At 63.1% G+C, this 13,578-nt stretch carries 15 protein-coding genes; 5 read left to right on the top strand and 10 right to left on the bottom strand.

Translation table 11 applies throughout. The features are described 5' to 3' along the window. Positions 1 to 601: 601 nt before the first annotated feature. Positions 602 to 1,294 (bottom strand): siderophore-interacting protein, encoded by a 693-nt coding sequence (locus BKA16_RS22595; RefSeq protein ID WP_183373266.1) that lies wholly within the window; start codon positions 1,292 to 1,294, stop codon positions 602 to 604. 84 nt (positions 1,295 to 1,378) lie between these two features. On the opposite strand from BKA16_RS22595, the gene BKA16_RS22590 reads away from it, so the two are divergent. Both BKA16_RS22590 and BKA16_RS22585 read left to right on the top strand, forming a co-directional pair. Further along, positions 1,379 to 2,914, top strand: coding sequence for an MFS transporter (locus tag BKA16_RS22590; RefSeq protein ID WP_183373265.1), 1,536 nt, complete (start codon positions 1,379 to 1,381; stop codon positions 2,912 to 2,914). Between the two features lie 5 nt (positions 2,915 to 2,919). Further along, positions 2,920 to 3,549: a TetR/AcrR family transcriptional regulator gene (locus BKA16_RS22585; protein ID WP_183373264.1), complete on the top strand. Its 630-nt coding sequence runs from the start codon at positions 2,920 to 2,922 to the stop codon at positions 3,547 to 3,549. Positions 3,550 to 3,660: 111 nt separating this feature from the next. Here the strand turns inward: BKA16_RS22585 and BKA16_RS22580 are convergent, their stop codons facing one another. Next, positions 3,661 to 4,899, bottom strand: a complete 1,239-nt coding sequence (locus BKA16_RS22580; protein WP_183373337.1) for an IS256 family transposase — start codon at positions 4,897 to 4,899, stop codon at positions 3,661 to 3,663. 182 nt (positions 4,900 to 5,081) lie between these two features. Beyond that, positions 5,082 to 6,247 (bottom strand): IS3 family transposase gene (locus BKA16_RS22575; protein WP_183369779.1). Its coding sequence is split into 2 segments (ribosomal slippage): positions 5,082 to 5,960 and positions 5,963 to 6,247, totalling 1,164 coding nucleotides; the frame shifts between segments, so codons are not numbered across the junction. On the opposite strand from BKA16_RS22575, the gene BKA16_RS24365 reads away from it, so the two are divergent. Further along, positions 6,240 to 6,473, top strand: coding sequence for a thermonuclease family protein (locus BKA16_RS24365; protein ID WP_183373263.1), 234 nt, complete (start codon positions 6,240 to 6,242; stop codon positions 6,471 to 6,473). The genes BKA16_RS22575 and BKA16_RS24365 overlap by 8 nt on opposite strands. A gap of 103 nt (positions 6,474 to 6,576) precedes the next feature. Here the strand turns inward: BKA16_RS24365 and BKA16_RS22565 are convergent, their stop codons facing one another. The 3 genes from BKA16_RS22565 to BKA16_RS22555 form a co-directional block, all read right to left on the bottom strand. Continuing rightward, positions 6,577 to 6,786 carry a hypothetical protein gene (locus BKA16_RS22565; protein WP_183373262.1) on the bottom strand — a complete coding sequence of 70 codons (210 nt, stop codon included), beginning with the start codon at positions 6,784 to 6,786 and terminating at the stop codon, positions 6,577 to 6,579. A gap of 431 nt (positions 6,787 to 7,217) precedes the next feature. Further along, positions 7,218 to 8,108, bottom strand: a complete 891-nt coding sequence (locus BKA16_RS22560; RefSeq protein ID WP_183373261.1) for a ParB/RepB/Spo0J family partition protein — start codon at positions 8,106 to 8,108, stop codon at positions 7,218 to 7,220. A gap of 2 nt (positions 8,109 to 8,110) precedes the next feature. After that, positions 8,111 to 8,800: a ParA family protein gene (locus tag BKA16_RS22555; RefSeq protein ID WP_183373260.1), complete on the bottom strand. Its 690-nt coding sequence runs from the start codon at positions 8,798 to 8,800 to the stop codon at positions 8,111 to 8,113. A 184-nt stretch (positions 8,801 to 8,984) separates the two neighbouring features. On the opposite strand from BKA16_RS22555, the gene BKA16_RS22550 reads away from it, so the two are divergent. Next, the gene (locus BKA16_RS22550) at positions 8,985 to 9,164 is read left to right on the top strand and encodes a helix-turn-helix domain-containing protein (protein WP_183373259.1); all 180 of its coding nucleotides are present in this window, start codon (positions 8,985 to 8,987) and stop codon (positions 9,162 to 9,164) included. A gap of 80 nt (positions 9,165 to 9,244) precedes the next feature. Here the strand turns inward: BKA16_RS22550 and BKA16_RS22545 are convergent, their stop codons facing one another. Then, positions 9,245 to 10,240 carry a hypothetical protein gene (locus tag BKA16_RS22545; protein WP_183373258.1) on the bottom strand — a complete coding sequence of 332 codons (996 nt, stop codon included), beginning with the start codon at positions 10,238 to 10,240 and terminating at the stop codon, positions 9,245 to 9,247. 579 nt (positions 10,241 to 10,819) lie between these two features. Beyond that, positions 10,820 to 11,119 carry a hypothetical protein gene (locus BKA16_RS22540; protein WP_183373257.1) on the bottom strand — a complete coding sequence of 100 codons (300 nt, stop codon included), beginning with the start codon at positions 11,117 to 11,119 and terminating at the stop codon, positions 10,820 to 10,822. Positions 11,120 to 11,153: 34 nt separating this feature from the next. On the opposite strand from BKA16_RS22540, the gene BKA16_RS22535 reads away from it, so the two are divergent. Continuing rightward, the gene (locus BKA16_RS22535) at positions 11,154 to 11,987 is read left to right on the top strand and encodes a class I SAM-dependent methyltransferase (protein ID WP_183373256.1); all 834 of its coding nucleotides are present in this window, start codon (positions 11,154 to 11,156) and stop codon (positions 11,985 to 11,987) included. On the opposite strand, the gene BKA16_RS22530 is transcribed toward BKA16_RS22535, so the two are convergent. Then, complete coding sequence (locus BKA16_RS22530; RefSeq protein WP_183373255.1) at positions 11,971 to 12,921, bottom strand: hypothetical protein; 951 nt, start codon at positions 12,919 to 12,921, stop codon at positions 11,971 to 11,973. The two genes, BKA16_RS22535 and BKA16_RS22530, sit on opposite strands and share 17 nt — an antisense overlap. Position 12,922: 1 nt before the next feature. Further along, positions 12,923 to 13,468, bottom strand: a complete 546-nt coding sequence (locus BKA16_RS22525) for an ImmA/IrrE family metallo-endopeptidase (RefSeq protein WP_183373254.1) — start codon at positions 13,466 to 13,468, stop codon at positions 12,923 to 12,925. Between the last annotated feature and the right edge of the window lie 110 nt (positions 13,469 to 13,578).

Genomic DNA, 13,578 nt, shown 5'->3' with positions numbered 1-13,578 from the left:
ACCACTGCAACCAACGATTTCCATCTGGTGTTGGCGGCTCGGGATTGTCATACCATTGCGCTGGCCACCGGCAGTTCCGCCGCCTGGTGGCTTGGTCGAAGGTGCAGTGGCGCCGTAGCCAGTCTTCGGGAGGCGTCCGGCGGTGTAGACGCCGCTCACGCGGCATAGTGGTCGTTTCGCGCACCACAACGACCACCAGGCCGGACCACTACCGTTCGTCCAAGGAAACTCCGCGACTCCCCTCGCAACGTTGCGTGATTCCACCCTAGCGGCGACCGCTCCGCCGCCCACGAGGATGACCGGTGCGAACGTGACCACCGTGGCATCACCGCCGACGATCAGGTCGTAGTTGTGGACGATTTACCACAGATGGCCAGGAGCGCAAAAGCCTGCCACGAAGTATCCCGCGCCTGCGGTCATTGCAACGGCTGCCAAGTTGTAGGCGCAACGCCCTCCCTCAAGCACGGCGAACGGCCTTTCCGGGAAGACTACGGCCGCCACACCATGTACCTCCTGGACGGAATCCACGCGGTGTCGGCGTCGTGCGCGCTAAGTGAAGGACGCCAGCACAACGTCCTCGTCAGAGCCGAATGCCCCCTCGTCACAGTCCGGTTCGTGAATCTGACCAGTGGGCCTGTGTGGCGATCCTGCGCCTGCCGAGGTGCGACTGTTCACGGATCAGCGAGCGTTGACGTTGAATACTCTGCGCGTGGCCGGCGAGGTGCGCCGACAGGATCGAGTCGTCCACTGCACGGGAGAGCCAGTCGTCCATCGCCACTCCAGGCCCCGCTGTCGCCGCGAGCACAGTGGCCCCGGGCATGGCTGCGGACACGAAGTTCACGTCCGCAGTGTGGACTTCGAGTGCGCAGGTGGCGTTCGTGGCATCGTCTCCAAGCGCGCGGATAGTGGCCACAGCAGTCGCGTCGCCGATGAGCAGCGGATTGACCCGATCGAGTAAGGTCATGCCTCCACCAGGCGTAAGAATCGGCAGCCGGTCCCCTGGCTGCGCGCGGCGGGCCCACCGAACCCCGGGGCCGGACGCGGCGAGGTCGATCAAGATCTGCAGCCCATCATCGCTGTGCCCGAAGACCGTGTAATGCCGGAAGTCGCGGACGCTGACCCGGACCCCGAAATGAGTGCCCGGCTTCGGCCATCTTTCTCTCCCGCACGACATCGGCCGCGCCGTGATGAGCACAAACCCAGGACTGGGCCGCTCGGCAGCAGTGATCGTCGCGATGATGCGCGCGGTGAGTCGTTCGAGTCCCGGCGCGAGTGGCCTCGGTAGTGACGGCATAGCTCACCGCCTCCTTCCATTGATTGATATTAGGTTTACCTAAGCGTACGCTACGAAACGGTTTCGTAACGAAGGAGGAGATCTATGCAAGTCTTGACGCGAGGCAGGCAGGCTTTGGTGTTGACGACACTGGGCGTGGCGGTCTCGGTGGTGCTGCTTGGCACCACCATCTTGAACGTCGCGCTGCCAGCTCTGAATGAGCAGTTGCATACCACAAATACTCAGCAGCAATGGATACTCAACGCCTACACGTTGGCGTTTGCCGGGTTCCTTCTTGTATCCGGTGCAATCGGAGATCGGTACGGCCTGCGGCGCACCCTCCTTGCAGGCCTGGCGGGCTTTGCCGTCGCCACAGCGATCAGTGCATTCGCCACCAGCCCCGCGCTGCTGATTGCAATGCGTGGGCTCAGTGGCGTGTTCGCCGCCGCGATCATGCCCGTCAGCCTCGCGATTATTGTGCGGACTTTTCCCCGCGGCCGGGTGGCCGGGGCGATATCCGTGTGGGCGGCGATCTCTGGCATATCGATCGCGCTAGGGCCGTTGGTCGGAGGCGCGTTGATTGACGCCGGATTCTGGTGGGGGTCGGTGCTGGTGCTGGTTGCGGTACTGGCTGCTGTCGGGCTGATCCTCGCCGCCATCGTTACCCCTGATACTGCGCCCTCGGACGACGACGCACGACTGCGGTTGTCGCCAGTTATCTACTCGATTCTGGGCATCGGGCTGTTGGTGTGGGGGGTTATCGACGGCGGCCAGCAGGGCAACTGGGGAGCACCACGGGTGGTGCTGCCGATCGTTGCCGGAGTGGCCGTGCTGGCGCTTCTGGGAGTCACCGAGGCCAGACATCGCGCCCCCCTGGCCGACGTCCGCCTGCTGGCAAAGCCGAGGTTCGCCGTGGCAGTCACTGTTCTGACACTCGGCGGCTTCTCAGTCTACGGCTTCCTGTACTTTTCTACGTTCTACATACAGGTCCAGCGCGGATACAGCCCGTTTCAGGCGGGGCTCATCCTGCTACCGCTCGCCGCGGGACTCGTCATCGGCGCACCGGCGTCACCACGGATCGCCGCGCGATGTGGAGCGTCGGCGACCATGGCTGTGGGAATGGCGGTAACTGCCATTGCGATGGGCTTGCTCGCCATGATTGAGCAACACACTCCGATCGCGGCATTCATGGCCTTAGCGTTCGTCCTGGCCCTCGGCTTCGCCATGGTACTCGCACCCGGCACGGCGGTGGCGATATCGGAAGTGCCGGCCGGACGTGAGGGAGCAGGATCGGCGCTGGTGAACACACTTCGACAACTCGGAAGCACGCTCGGAGTGGCAATCCTCGGCTCCGTACTCTGGGGCAGCTACCGCAGCCACCTCGAACAAAGACTTGCCGAACTCCCCAACCACCCCTCAACTGCAGCATCGTCACTGTCCGACACACTGGCGGCCGCCGGATCAGACGCTGACATTGCCAGCACCGCGTACGCGAGCTTCACCTCCGCAATGCAATTCACCACCATCATCGGTGCCACCATCGCTGCGCTCGCTGCCGTCAGCGTGCCGACAGTAGAACTGGTGTTACGCCGACGTCGAGCTCGAGCCGCCGAGGAGACTGTTGCGACCACAGTAGGCTGATAGCCATGTCGCTGCCCGCATCACGCTCTCGGCCCGCCGCTTCTGCACGGGGGCAGCGGGCCGAGAAGGCGATCGTCGACGCAGTCCTCGATCTGCTCGACCAGGACGATGCCAGTGGCCTGACGGTCGACAAGATCGCCAACCGGGCACAAGTCGGGAAACCCACGATCTACCGACGATGGTCCACCAAATCCGAGCTCGTGGCGTACGCCTTCGGGAACCTCGCCGACCCCCTACCCTCCGGGCCACAGGCAAGCCTGAGGGATATCCTCATCACCGCACTGACCGAGTTCCACGCACGACTGACAGACACCCGACACGGACGTGCATGGCGAAAAATACTCGGCTCCCAAGGGGAATATGCCGACGCCATGTCCATCTACCGCGACAAGTACCTCAACCCTCGCCGGGCGGCTCTCGCCGCAGCCCTGCAAACACACATCGACAACGGCACGATACGAAACGACGTCGACGCCGAGACACTGATTCGAGTCATCAGCAATACGATGCTGGGCGGGATCATCACCCCGGACGAACCCGCCACCACAACAAGCCCGGAACTCATCGTTGACTTGTTCCTCAACGGCCTCCTCACAGGCGCAGCGCACAACCCGCCGAGCCCGCCACCGCGTTAACCCGCCCCGGGCCCATGCTGCAAGAAGAAGCCGCACACGCGGCCGGGACTGCTGCACGGGACTGTCTGATTAACGGTGTGTGGGCCCGGCGGATCATCGGTTGACTGGGATCTAGTCCAGTCGGTCCGCGAAGGTGATCGCGAACGCATTGAGGGCGGGTTTCCACCGCATCATCCAGCGTGCCCGTCCACCGCCGGTGGGGTCAAGGGATCGAGTGACCAAGTACAGGCATTTCATCGCGGCGGCCTCGTTCGGGAAGTGGCCGCGGGCGCGGATCGCCCGCCGATATCGAGCGTTGATGGACTCGATCGCGTTGGTCGTACAGATCACCCGCCGGATCTCGACGTCGTATTCGAGGAAGGGCACGAACTCCGCCCAGGCGCTTTCCCAGAGCCGGATGATCGCCGGATACCGTTGACCCCATTGCTCGGTGAACTCGGCGAACCGATCGAGTGCCGCCGCCTCGGTCGGTGCGGTGTAGACCGGCTTGAGAGCCTTGACGATACCGTCGCGATGCTGGCGTCCCGCGTAGCGAAAGCTGTTGCGCAGCAAGTGCACGATGCACTGTTGGACCACGGTTTGCGGCCAGGTCGAGTTGATCGCCTCCGGCAGCCCCTTGAGGCCGTCGCAGACCGCGATCAGCACATCGTTCACGCCGCGGTTCTTGAGCTCGGTGAACACCTGCAGCCAGAACCTCGCGCCTTCAGCGCCGTCGCCGGCCCAGATGCCGAGGATATCCCGCTCCCCGGATGTGGTCACGCCCATCACGACGTAGAACGCGGTGTTACGGACCTGCCCGTCCCGCACTTTCACCACGATCGCGTCGACGAAGATCACCGGGTAGAGCAGATCAAGCGGCCGGGTTGCCCACTCCGCGAGCTCGCCGCAAACCTTGTCGGTGATCCGACTGATCGTGTCCTTGGAGACCTTCGCCCCGTAAACCTCGGCGAAGTGCGCAGCGATCTCCCCGGTCGTCAGGCCGCGGGCGGTCAGCGAGAGCACGATCTGATCGATCCCATCAAGCCGCCGTCGGCGTTTGGGCACAATCACCGGCTCGAACGAACCGTCCCGATCACGCGGCACCTGGATCTCAACGGGCCCGATCTCGGTGATCACAGTCTTACTGCGGGTGCCGTTACGCATGTTCTCCGCCACCGGCGTCCCGCCGTACTCATGCCCGAGATGCTCGGTCATCTCCGCATCCAACGCAGTCTCGAGGACCTGCTTGGTCAACTGCGACAACAGCCCTCCCGGGCCTACCAGGTTGACGCCTTGCTCTTTCGCTTGTGTGAGCAGCTGCTCAGCGAGCTGCTTCGGATCGACGTTCTCTGAGGTCACAGCATCGATCATCACCCCCGGCACCACACCGGGCATCTTGTCATCGGTCGTGTCAACCACGGCCATCCCCTCCTAAAGGGTTCAGGCCGAGCTCACACACCCTTTATCCGACAGTCCCGCCGCACACGCGGCCGGGACTACTGCACGGATAGGTGACAGTTAGGGGCTGATGCACGGTTAGGTGACACGGTTAGTCACGCGGCCTGAGGGGCCTCGTGGTTGATGATTGTCTCGAATTCGATGGGGGTCAATCTGCCGAGGCGGTCTTGTCGTCTGCGGCGGTGGTAGGTGCGTTCGATCCAGTGCACGATGGCGGCCCGGAGCTCGTCTCTGGTGGCCCAGGATCGGCGGTCGAGGACGTTGTTCTGTAGCAGTGAAAAGAAGCTCTCCATGGCCGCGTTGTCCCCGGCAGCGCCGACCCTTCCCATCGACCCGAGCATGCCGTGCCGGGTGATAGCCTTCTGCATCTTCTTCGAGCGAAATTGAGATCCTCTATCGCTGTGTAGGACGCAGCCTGTGACGTCGCCCCGCCTGGCGACGGCGCTGTTCAGTGCGGCCACGGCCAGGCAGGACTTCATCCTGGAGTCGATCGAATACCCGACGATGCGGCCCGAATAGACGTCCTTGATCGCGCACAGGTACAGCTTTCCCGCCGCCGTCCAGTGCTCGGTGATGTCGGTGAGCCACAGCTCGTTCGGGCCCACGGCGGCGAAGTCTCGCTCGACGAGATCGTCGTGCACGGGTGGGCCGGCCTTGCGATGCTTGCCGCGGCCCTTCTTGCTGATGGCACTGGTCCAGCCACCGGTTGAGCAGATTCGCCAGGCGGTGCGCCGGCACATCTTCTCGCCCGCGGTCTCAGCTTCATCGGCCAGGTAGCGGTAGCCGAATTCCGGATCCTCTCGGTGCGCGTCGAACAGGGCGTTGGCCCGGTACGCCTCGGCGAGTTCGGCATCGGTGACCGGGTTCTTGAGCCATCGGTAGTAGGGCTGACGAGCGATCTTGAGTACCCGGCACGCCACCGTGACGGGGATGCCGTCAGCGGCGAGCTCGCTCACGAGCGGGTACCACCTTTTCCCGGCAGATTCGCCTGGGACAGGTAGGCAGCAGCGCGGCGCAGGACCTCGTTCTCCTGCTCCAGCAGTCGCACACGCCGCTTGGCCTCCCGGAGCTCCTGGGATGCCGCGGCGGTCGTGCCGGGCTTGATCCCGGCCTCCACGTCGGCCTTGCGAATCCACTTCTGCAACGTCATGGGATGGATACCGAAGTCGGCGGCGATCTGCTCGAGCGTCACACCGTCTTCACGATTCTGAGCGACGCGAACAACGTCGTCGCGGAACTCCTGGGGATAGGGCTTGGGCACAACAACATCCTTCCAGGCCGCCCCGGCAGGGCAAGCCAGATCAGATGTCACCAACTCGTGCACCAGCCCCTGCACCAGCCCCCTGATCAACCACGAGCTGATCGCAGACGGTGCAGGGCGACAGTACGCGTATCAGAACCAGAGCTACCGGTACCGGGACAGTTTCGAAGCCGTGGAGGCTACCGCGCGCGGCAAGGATCTCGGATTATGGGGTCACTGCCCATAGTTTCCCAGTAGCATCCCGAAAACGATGACCTCGGGCATACTCGCACCCCTCTGCGAATATGCCCGAGGTCTTCTTCGTTCCCTGCGGTCGAGAACCACCGCGCTCACTCAGGTAGGTCTTCGACCTGAGTATCGTGCGCGCTCGCGTACCGCTGTGCCTCGTCGAGCTCGTCGCGGGCGAACACCCGAATCGCGGTCGGGTCACCGGGCGGTCGCACGATCGCGATGTAGTCCGACACCGGGCGCCGTCGGCGGCCGCGGTTGGACTTGCGGTCGATCACTCCCCCACCTGCTGTCTCTACATCTTCGGTCACAGATCCTCCTTTCTGCGGACAGCTTCTGGCTGTACCCACACCGGGACTTGTATCCCGGTTCGGCCGTTCGCGCTGGGTAGCTCGATGTGCACTATCGCCCTCCACCGGCCGCCTGAAAGCCGCACTGCCGCAATCAAATGACCGTCCACGGCCGGTTCGACGCGGATACCGGCGGCACGCACGCGCAGACTCGGATGCGTGGGCGAGGAGCTGTAGTCTGACTGTCCGATAACAGGGTCTATCGAGCGCATAGAGATCGACACCGGCTCCGACGGACCGTAGAGATGGATGACCCTGCTTCCGGTCTCCCACCGCAAACGAAGCGGCGGCCCGGTCTGCGACGAGATGTCACAGACCGGGCCACCACCTTGCTTCTCATTCACACTCCCACTATATCGAACATATGTTCGTCATTTTTTCCGCGGAAAAGCCTAGTGGCCGCCCTGTCGCGCCTTGCCGAGGGTCTCGAGGATGATGTCTATCTGGGCGGTGTCGAGTACTTCGATGAGTGCTGACGCGAGAATCGTCGGGTCGGCGCGCAGGCGCTTGAGTGCGCGGACGGCACTGGCTGGCGTCGGGTCTTTCGACGCCGGTTTGCGATCGGCCGGGTCTTCGGTACCCTCGCCACTCCCCTGCTGTTCGCGTTTGGCAAGGGCTTTGGACCATGCTTCGACCTGACTAGCCATGGGGAGTCGGCCGATCTCGCGGGCGTCCCTGATTGCCATTTCGCCCGCTCGTACTTCTTCTTGGAGGTCAGGGTGAAGGTCGAGTAGGCGCTTGCGCTGGGAGATCCACGTCGCTGACCTTCCCAGCCGTTCTGCGGCGGCGTTAGCGCTGCCAAGTTCGGCGACGAGCTGGCCTACTGCTTTGGCTTCCTCTACGACGTCGAGGTTCTGGCGGTCGATGTTCTCGGCGATCGCTGCCCATATGATCGACTCGCGCGTTGTTGCGAGGGTGTCCTGTACGACGACGTCGAGACCGGCTCGACCGTATTGGCGACCAGCTGCGAGGCGTCGGCAGCCGTTGACGACGATCCATCGCGCTTCGCCGATGACATCTCTATCCTCGGGCCATAGCTCAAGCCATCTAGCTTTGGTGATGACTGTGGCCGGTTGTAGCTGCCGCTCGGCGATCGACGCGAGGTCGTCGAGAGACCCCACAGTATCGCGCGGGTTCCGCGGATTCGGAGTGAGGTGCTCCAGCGGTACGTTCGCGCGGAATTGCTGTTCGACCGGTCGGCGGCGATCGACAGGCGAGGTATCCGACGAGACGGAGGAACCGAGGGTTGAGAGGTCGACGCGTCCTCCTCGTTTGGTTGCCATATTTACACCCGCTCTGAGATCTCGTCGGTGAGCTTGTGGAAGTCCTGCCGTGCCTGTAGGGATGCGCGATTGGCGTCGTACTCGGTAACGACCACGCCTTGGGCGGCAGCGCGAGTGTGGACCTTGTAGCGACGGATGACTGTGTTCGCAAGGTTAGTCCCCCACCCCATTTCCCGAATGAAGCCCTGGGTCTGGGTCAGATCCACATCCCCGTCACGTGGGTCCCAGTTGTTGATGACCAAGATGAAGGGCAGTCCCCTGGGTTCGACGACCTCGCGGATTGTCCTGACTGTCGGCTGGAATGCGAGCGGTTCAGGAGGAATGGGGATGATCACGAGGTCTGATACGTCGAGGGCTTCACTGAGGAGCAGACCACCGAGGCCGTTCTCGGAGGACCCCGGGTGGTCCCCTATCCATCCTGGGGTGTCGACATAGACATGGCGGACGCCGGGAATATTGACGGCGCGGCTGATCTCGCCTTCGGTGGCGGCGTCGGCGACCATGAACGGAAGGTCCTCGGCGCGGTCAGCCCACCAGACAGCAGAACCTTGAGGGTCGATTGATACCGCGAGGACGGGCGGGACATCATCAGTAGGTGACGCGAGGGCATCGTTCTTGACCGCCGCCAGGTTCATGGTGATCGTCGATTTGCCGACGCCACCCTTCTGATTCAGGACGATATGAGTTGCCATGGATATTCCTCCGTATGCTTCGCCGCGTGCGCGGCTACTTCGGGATTTTTCCGCGGAAAAACACGGACTGAGCGAGATGCACTGTTTGCTGTGCGCTTGTCGATAACGCTACTACACCCACTGCGTCCGGTCGAGGCGGCACGCCCATTTTTCCGTGGAAAAATAGACCAGTATCGTTCCGTGTATGGCCGAGCACTACTTGTCTATCGCAGAGATAGCCGAGCGCGCGAACCTGTCTGTCAATACGGTGCGCAGCTATGCGCGGCGCGGCATCCTTCCTCCTCACGCAGTGACGGTCGGCAACGCCAAGGGGTACCGGCAAGATGTCATTGCCGCCTGGATCGAGGATCGAACGCCCTATTAGAGAGGTTCCGTGGATAGCGATGGGTAGGCAAGTCTCCGCGGGACGAAGTGTGAGTTCACAATTTTTCCGCGGAGAAACCACTACGCGTGAATGTGGTGAATGTGTGAGCATCGGGCGACCGGTTCGCGTTCGAGTCCGGATGTCGGATCCAGCTCCCAGCCATACTCGCTACAGCGGTCGCACTCGTTGATTGCTCGGCGCCGCGCGGCGGCTTCAGCCTCTTGGGCGAGGATGGCGGCTGCGGGTCGGTCGTCGAGGTTGTCCTTACCGTGCCATTTGAGGATGCCGGCGAGGAGTTTGATGGGGTGGTGTGGGTCGGTGGCGATCCAGTGTCCGGTGATGCCTCGGTAGTCGCGGATGAGTTGGTTGATGTCGGCTGATACCCAGTTGTGGGCTGCTGGTGCGGTCAGCAGTGGTGCCCAGCCTTTGGCCGAGTGTCGGTGTGCCCAGCGCGGTGTTTGTGGGTCTGAGAGCCAGTGAGCGGCGAGTTTGACCGCTTGTGGATCGACTGCACGATGTTTCCGCTTCGACCCAGCCCTTTCGTCGGTGCTGTCGCGCGGAGCGCGGCGCTTTTCTTCACAGGCGGAGCCTGTGTCGTGCTCTAGTGAGTGAAATCTTTCGTGAGATAGGGCCCTAAAGGGACCCCTTCGGGGATGGGGTGTCACCGACTTGTTCGGGCGGGGATCGAGGCGTTCTTTGAGCTGGTTGACCTGTGGATTACGGGGCGGGTGCAGCGCCCACACTGACGCCCATCCGCGACCTTTGTCGCGGACGCGCCAGGAGGCCATGCGTTCGCGGTAGGTGCGTTGGCGGCCGCGCATGATTTCGGTGGCTAGGCCGAGGGCTCGCATGAGGCGGGTAGCGCGTTGGATGACGGCTTTGGATAGTCCGGTGATGGCCTGGAGGGTGGCGACCGCTGGGCGGCTGCCTCGTCCGTTGGTCCAGTCGGCGAAGTGTGCGCGGGCTGCGCAGACGGCGCGGAAGGCTTTTCGGCTGACGCCGCCGCGGCCGTGGACGTCGCAGACCAGGGGACGGACGGTCCGGTAGTGGAGTTGGTAGGCGATGTCGGCTTTCATGAGCCAGTCGATGTCGGTGGTCCAGCACGCGATGCCTTGGTGTGCGTCTGGGGGGAGTGCGAGCGTCGAGGGTCGGTGGATGCCGAGTGAGCGCAGCAGGTACGGCCCGGTGCGTATCTGCCCGCGGCGGCGGAGGAGCGGCGAGGACCCGCGGTAGAGGCGGGTGCCGCACGCACGCGCGTAGAGGGCAGCCGAGCGAGGCCCCGACACCGGCATAGGGCGGGGTAGGGGAGTGGTGGTGTCGACGTCGACCACAAGGGTCGAGCGCGCCGTCGACGACACGCAATGTGCACCGATGCGATCGGTGCTTGCAAGTGATTCAGGGTGCGCGCTACCCTGAGACCAGACCGTCAAGTCAAGTCCCTTTCGGGTAGCTGCGATTTATTCGGGGCTGGGACTCAGGGGTGGTGCCCTGGAATCCGAGAACTTCAGAAAGGCCCTCTAGTTGTCGCTAGGGGGCCTTTTCCTTTGTCCCGAAGTCTCCGCAGTGCTCTTCAGTTTTTCTCGCGCCACTTGTCAACCTTCTGGCGCGCCGTAACGGCAGGTTCGGGAGGTGTTGGGCCCTCACCCGCGGCAGAACTATCCGGTGAGGCGCAGGGGCAGCACCTCCTGTGCAGGGGTTATGGGCTGGCTCTCCGCTTGGAGAACTAGGGCGGCGAAGTAGTCGACGAGCGTGAGTCCGTGCTTCTGTGCCCCACGTTTGAACGCCGCTTCAACGTCGGGGTCGACCCACATGTTGCGGCGGACGAGTCCGTCTTGGTGTTTCTTTGGTCTGCCAGCCATGCGTGCAATTATTGCTGGCAGAAATGGAAGATCGTCGGAGCGACACGCCGAAACCTCGATACATAATGTGGACGGATTCGCCCGTTCGATCATCACAAGGGCATCATAAAGGAACCTCAAGGAGGAAGAAATGGCAGACGAACGTGTGTCAGGTCCCGGTACGACGGCGGTGTTCACGGCGAAGATGCGAGCGTTGGAGACGGATCGGCCACAGCCCCTGATCGTTGACCCGCTCGCTCAGAGTTTTGTCGATGCATCGGGACTGGACTACGGGATGGTGTCGGTATCGGCTATGACAGGCCAGCGGCTGTTTGAGTCGAATGTGATCCGCACGTGGTGGCTGGATCGTGAAGTGCGAGCGGCGATTGCTGCTGGCTGTGTTCAGGTCGTGATCCTTGGATCGGGGCTCGACTCCCGCGCCTTCAGGTTGGCGACACCGGGGACAAAGTTCTTCGAGGTCGAGTCCTCGGCGCTCGCAGCGTTCAAGCGGGACGCTATCGCGGCCACTGGAAGGTCCCCGGTGGGGGAGTGGTCGCAGGTAGAGGTCGGAATAGACGACGAGTGGCCAGCGGCGCTGGCAGCCGGAGGCTACGACGCGACTGTGCCCACTTGCTGGGTGGCAGAAGGAATGTTCTACCTGACCGACGACGAAGCGTCCCGTGTGCTGACGGCGGCGCGGTCGATGTCTGCGCCGGGTTCCCGATTCCTGGCTGCGCACTTCGGGCAGGGCTCGTTGGACGAAGCTCAGACGCGCGAGATGTCGACGGAGGCGCAGGAGCACTCCGGTCGGGGGTTCGCTTCGGTGGTAGTCGATCCATCCTCGTGGGCGCAGAGTCACGGGTGGGAGATCGTCTCGGCCCGCACCATCGGGGACGTCGGTCAGGAGCTCGGCAGAAGGGTCGTGTACTCGACTGCGGAGAAGCCTGGCACGGAGTACACGTGGTTGATCAGCACGCGTTGTTAGTGTCCGCGAGTTCGACTTGGAGGCTGTAGGCGGCGATCGGGTTGCGGGCGGCTGACCACAGATGTCGGCGACGGCCGTCGGGCACTGGAAGGTTCGGAAGGACAGCGTCGGGTCGAGCTGAGCGAGCGGCCTTCCACTCGTCGGTGCGCTTGCGGAGAAGGCGGTACCGGCGCCACCGGGTCGGCAAGCGATGCAAGGGGTAGATGGACAACGTGATTCCGAATGACCCGACGACGAGCAGAAGCAGGGTAAGGGAGATGGTCGACACGTTGTGCAGGTACCAGCTCTCATCGGGCTGGTCGCCCTGGACCTGCTGCACGGCAAGATTGACGATCTTGTTGGCGATATAGAGGCACGCCGCACCAGCCGTGATGGCCCAACCCAGAAGCGCGACGGCGAAGCTTCCTCGCCGGACGACGATGAAGGCTTGCACCGCAAGGATAAGGTTCACAAGTCCAGCTGCACCGATCGATCCAAGGAAGACCGCCCAGTAGGACCAGGTCGCCGCGTCCCAGGGCATGGGCACCGTGGCCGTGATGTAGCTGCTAGCGGGGCTTTGAGGGATCGCGGAGGCGGCGAATGAAATGATCATGGCTGCGGCGATGACGGCTTGGATCGCGGCGGCTAATCGGAGCGATGAGCGTCGACCGGTGAGATCAAGCATGACCAGGACCGCCGGCACTGCGACGAGCGCGCCGAGCGTCATCCCGACAAGTGTCATCACGTTGTGCACGTGAGTGAGTTTGTAGAGAGCGGGTTCAGCCCAGCGGTCGGCAAGATTCGGCGTCCGGGCGAGTTTGGCGAGCGCTGCAAAAAGAAACGTCTGCGTGTAGGCCCACCAGGCGACACTCGGCCGCGAGGGGATGTGCAGCAGTCGCCAGATGCCGATTGTGAGAAGTCCACCGCACAAAACGACAGTGAGGATGGTTCCCATGTCACGGCCAGCCGAAGACTGTGGCGGCGCGGTCGAGGATGCGTTGTTGCCTGAGGGTAGCTTTCCGGCCGTCTGGGAGAAGGTTAGATCGGTACTCGTCAGCTCTAGAGATGAGCAGTCGAGCGAACCATTCGGCCTGCCGCTCGTAGGGATGGTCGTAGTTCGACCGGGTGAGAGGCGTGCAGGGTGTTCCGAAGATGGCTGCGAGGAACCTCTCTGGAATCGCTGGAAACATCTGCTGTAAGTAGCTGGTGCGATCGGCGTGAGATAGCTCGTGTGCGAGGAGAATGTGGCCCAGTTCGTGCGCGATCGCGACTTCTCTCTGCACCTCGGTGAGTCGATCGCTAACGTAGATCCGGTCGAGGGCGTCTTCTCCCAGCCATGCTGCAGTGCAGTACGGAGCTAGATCGTCAGGCAGTGGCGCCACCACGATGGGACGGTCGTTGTCGAGGGAAAGCTGAGCGATCAGCGCAGTGATCGACCACGGGCGGTGCATAGGAAGACCATCAACGAGCTTCTTCGCAATGGCGTAGTCGCGGTCAGCCAAGGGATTGCAGCGCAGCGATCGCCTTGTCGTCGAGGTGTCCAGTCCGACGGAGAGCAAGCAGCCCCGAATTGTTATCGGCAAGGGTGAGAATGGTCCTCACCTGCGTTTCA

This window comes from Gordonia humi, from assembly GCF_014197435.1.
Lineage (GTDB): Bacteria > Actinomycetota > Actinomycetes > Mycobacteriales > Mycobacteriaceae > Gordonia > Gordonia humi.
The sequence above is the reverse complement of the archived record's forward strand: the minus strand, read 5'-3'. Positions and strand labels throughout refer to the sequence as shown.

Coding starts and splice junctions, on each gene's coding strand:
- BKA16_RS22595 (WP_183373266.1), bottom strand. CDS start 1,294: ATGCCGTCACTACCGAGGCCACTCGCGCCGGGACTCGAACGACTCACC.
- BKA16_RS22590 (WP_183373265.1), top strand. CDS start 1,379: ATGCAAGTCTTGACGCGAGGCAGGCAGGCTTTGGTGTTGACGACACTG.
- BKA16_RS22585 (WP_183373264.1), top strand. CDS start 2,920: ATGTCGCTGCCCGCATCACGCTCTCGGCCCGCCGCTTCTGCACGGGGG.
- BKA16_RS22580 (WP_183373337.1), bottom strand. CDS start 4,899: ATGATCGATGCTGTGACCTCAGAGAACGTCGATCCGAAGCAGCTCGCT.
- BKA16_RS22560 (WP_183373261.1), bottom strand. CDS start 8,108: ATGGCAACCAAACGAGGAGGACGCGTCGACCTCTCAACCCTCGGTTCC.
- BKA16_RS22555 (WP_183373260.1), bottom strand. CDS start 8,800: ATGGCAACTCATATCGTCCTGAATCAGAAGGGTGGCGTCGGCAAATCG.
- BKA16_RS22550 (WP_183373259.1), top strand. CDS start 8,985: ATGGCCGAGCACTACTTGTCTATCGCAGAGATAGCCGAGCGCGCGAAC.
- BKA16_RS22545 (WP_183373258.1), bottom strand. CDS start 10,240: ATGAAAGCCGACATCGCCTACCAACTCCACTACCGGACCGTCCGTCCC.
- BKA16_RS22535 (WP_183373256.1), top strand. CDS start 11,154: ATGGCAGACGAACGTGTGTCAGGTCCCGGTACGACGGCGGTGTTCACG.
- BKA16_RS22530 (WP_183373255.1), bottom strand. CDS start 12,921: ATGGGAACCATCCTCACTGTCGTTTTGTGCGGTGGACTTCTCACAATC.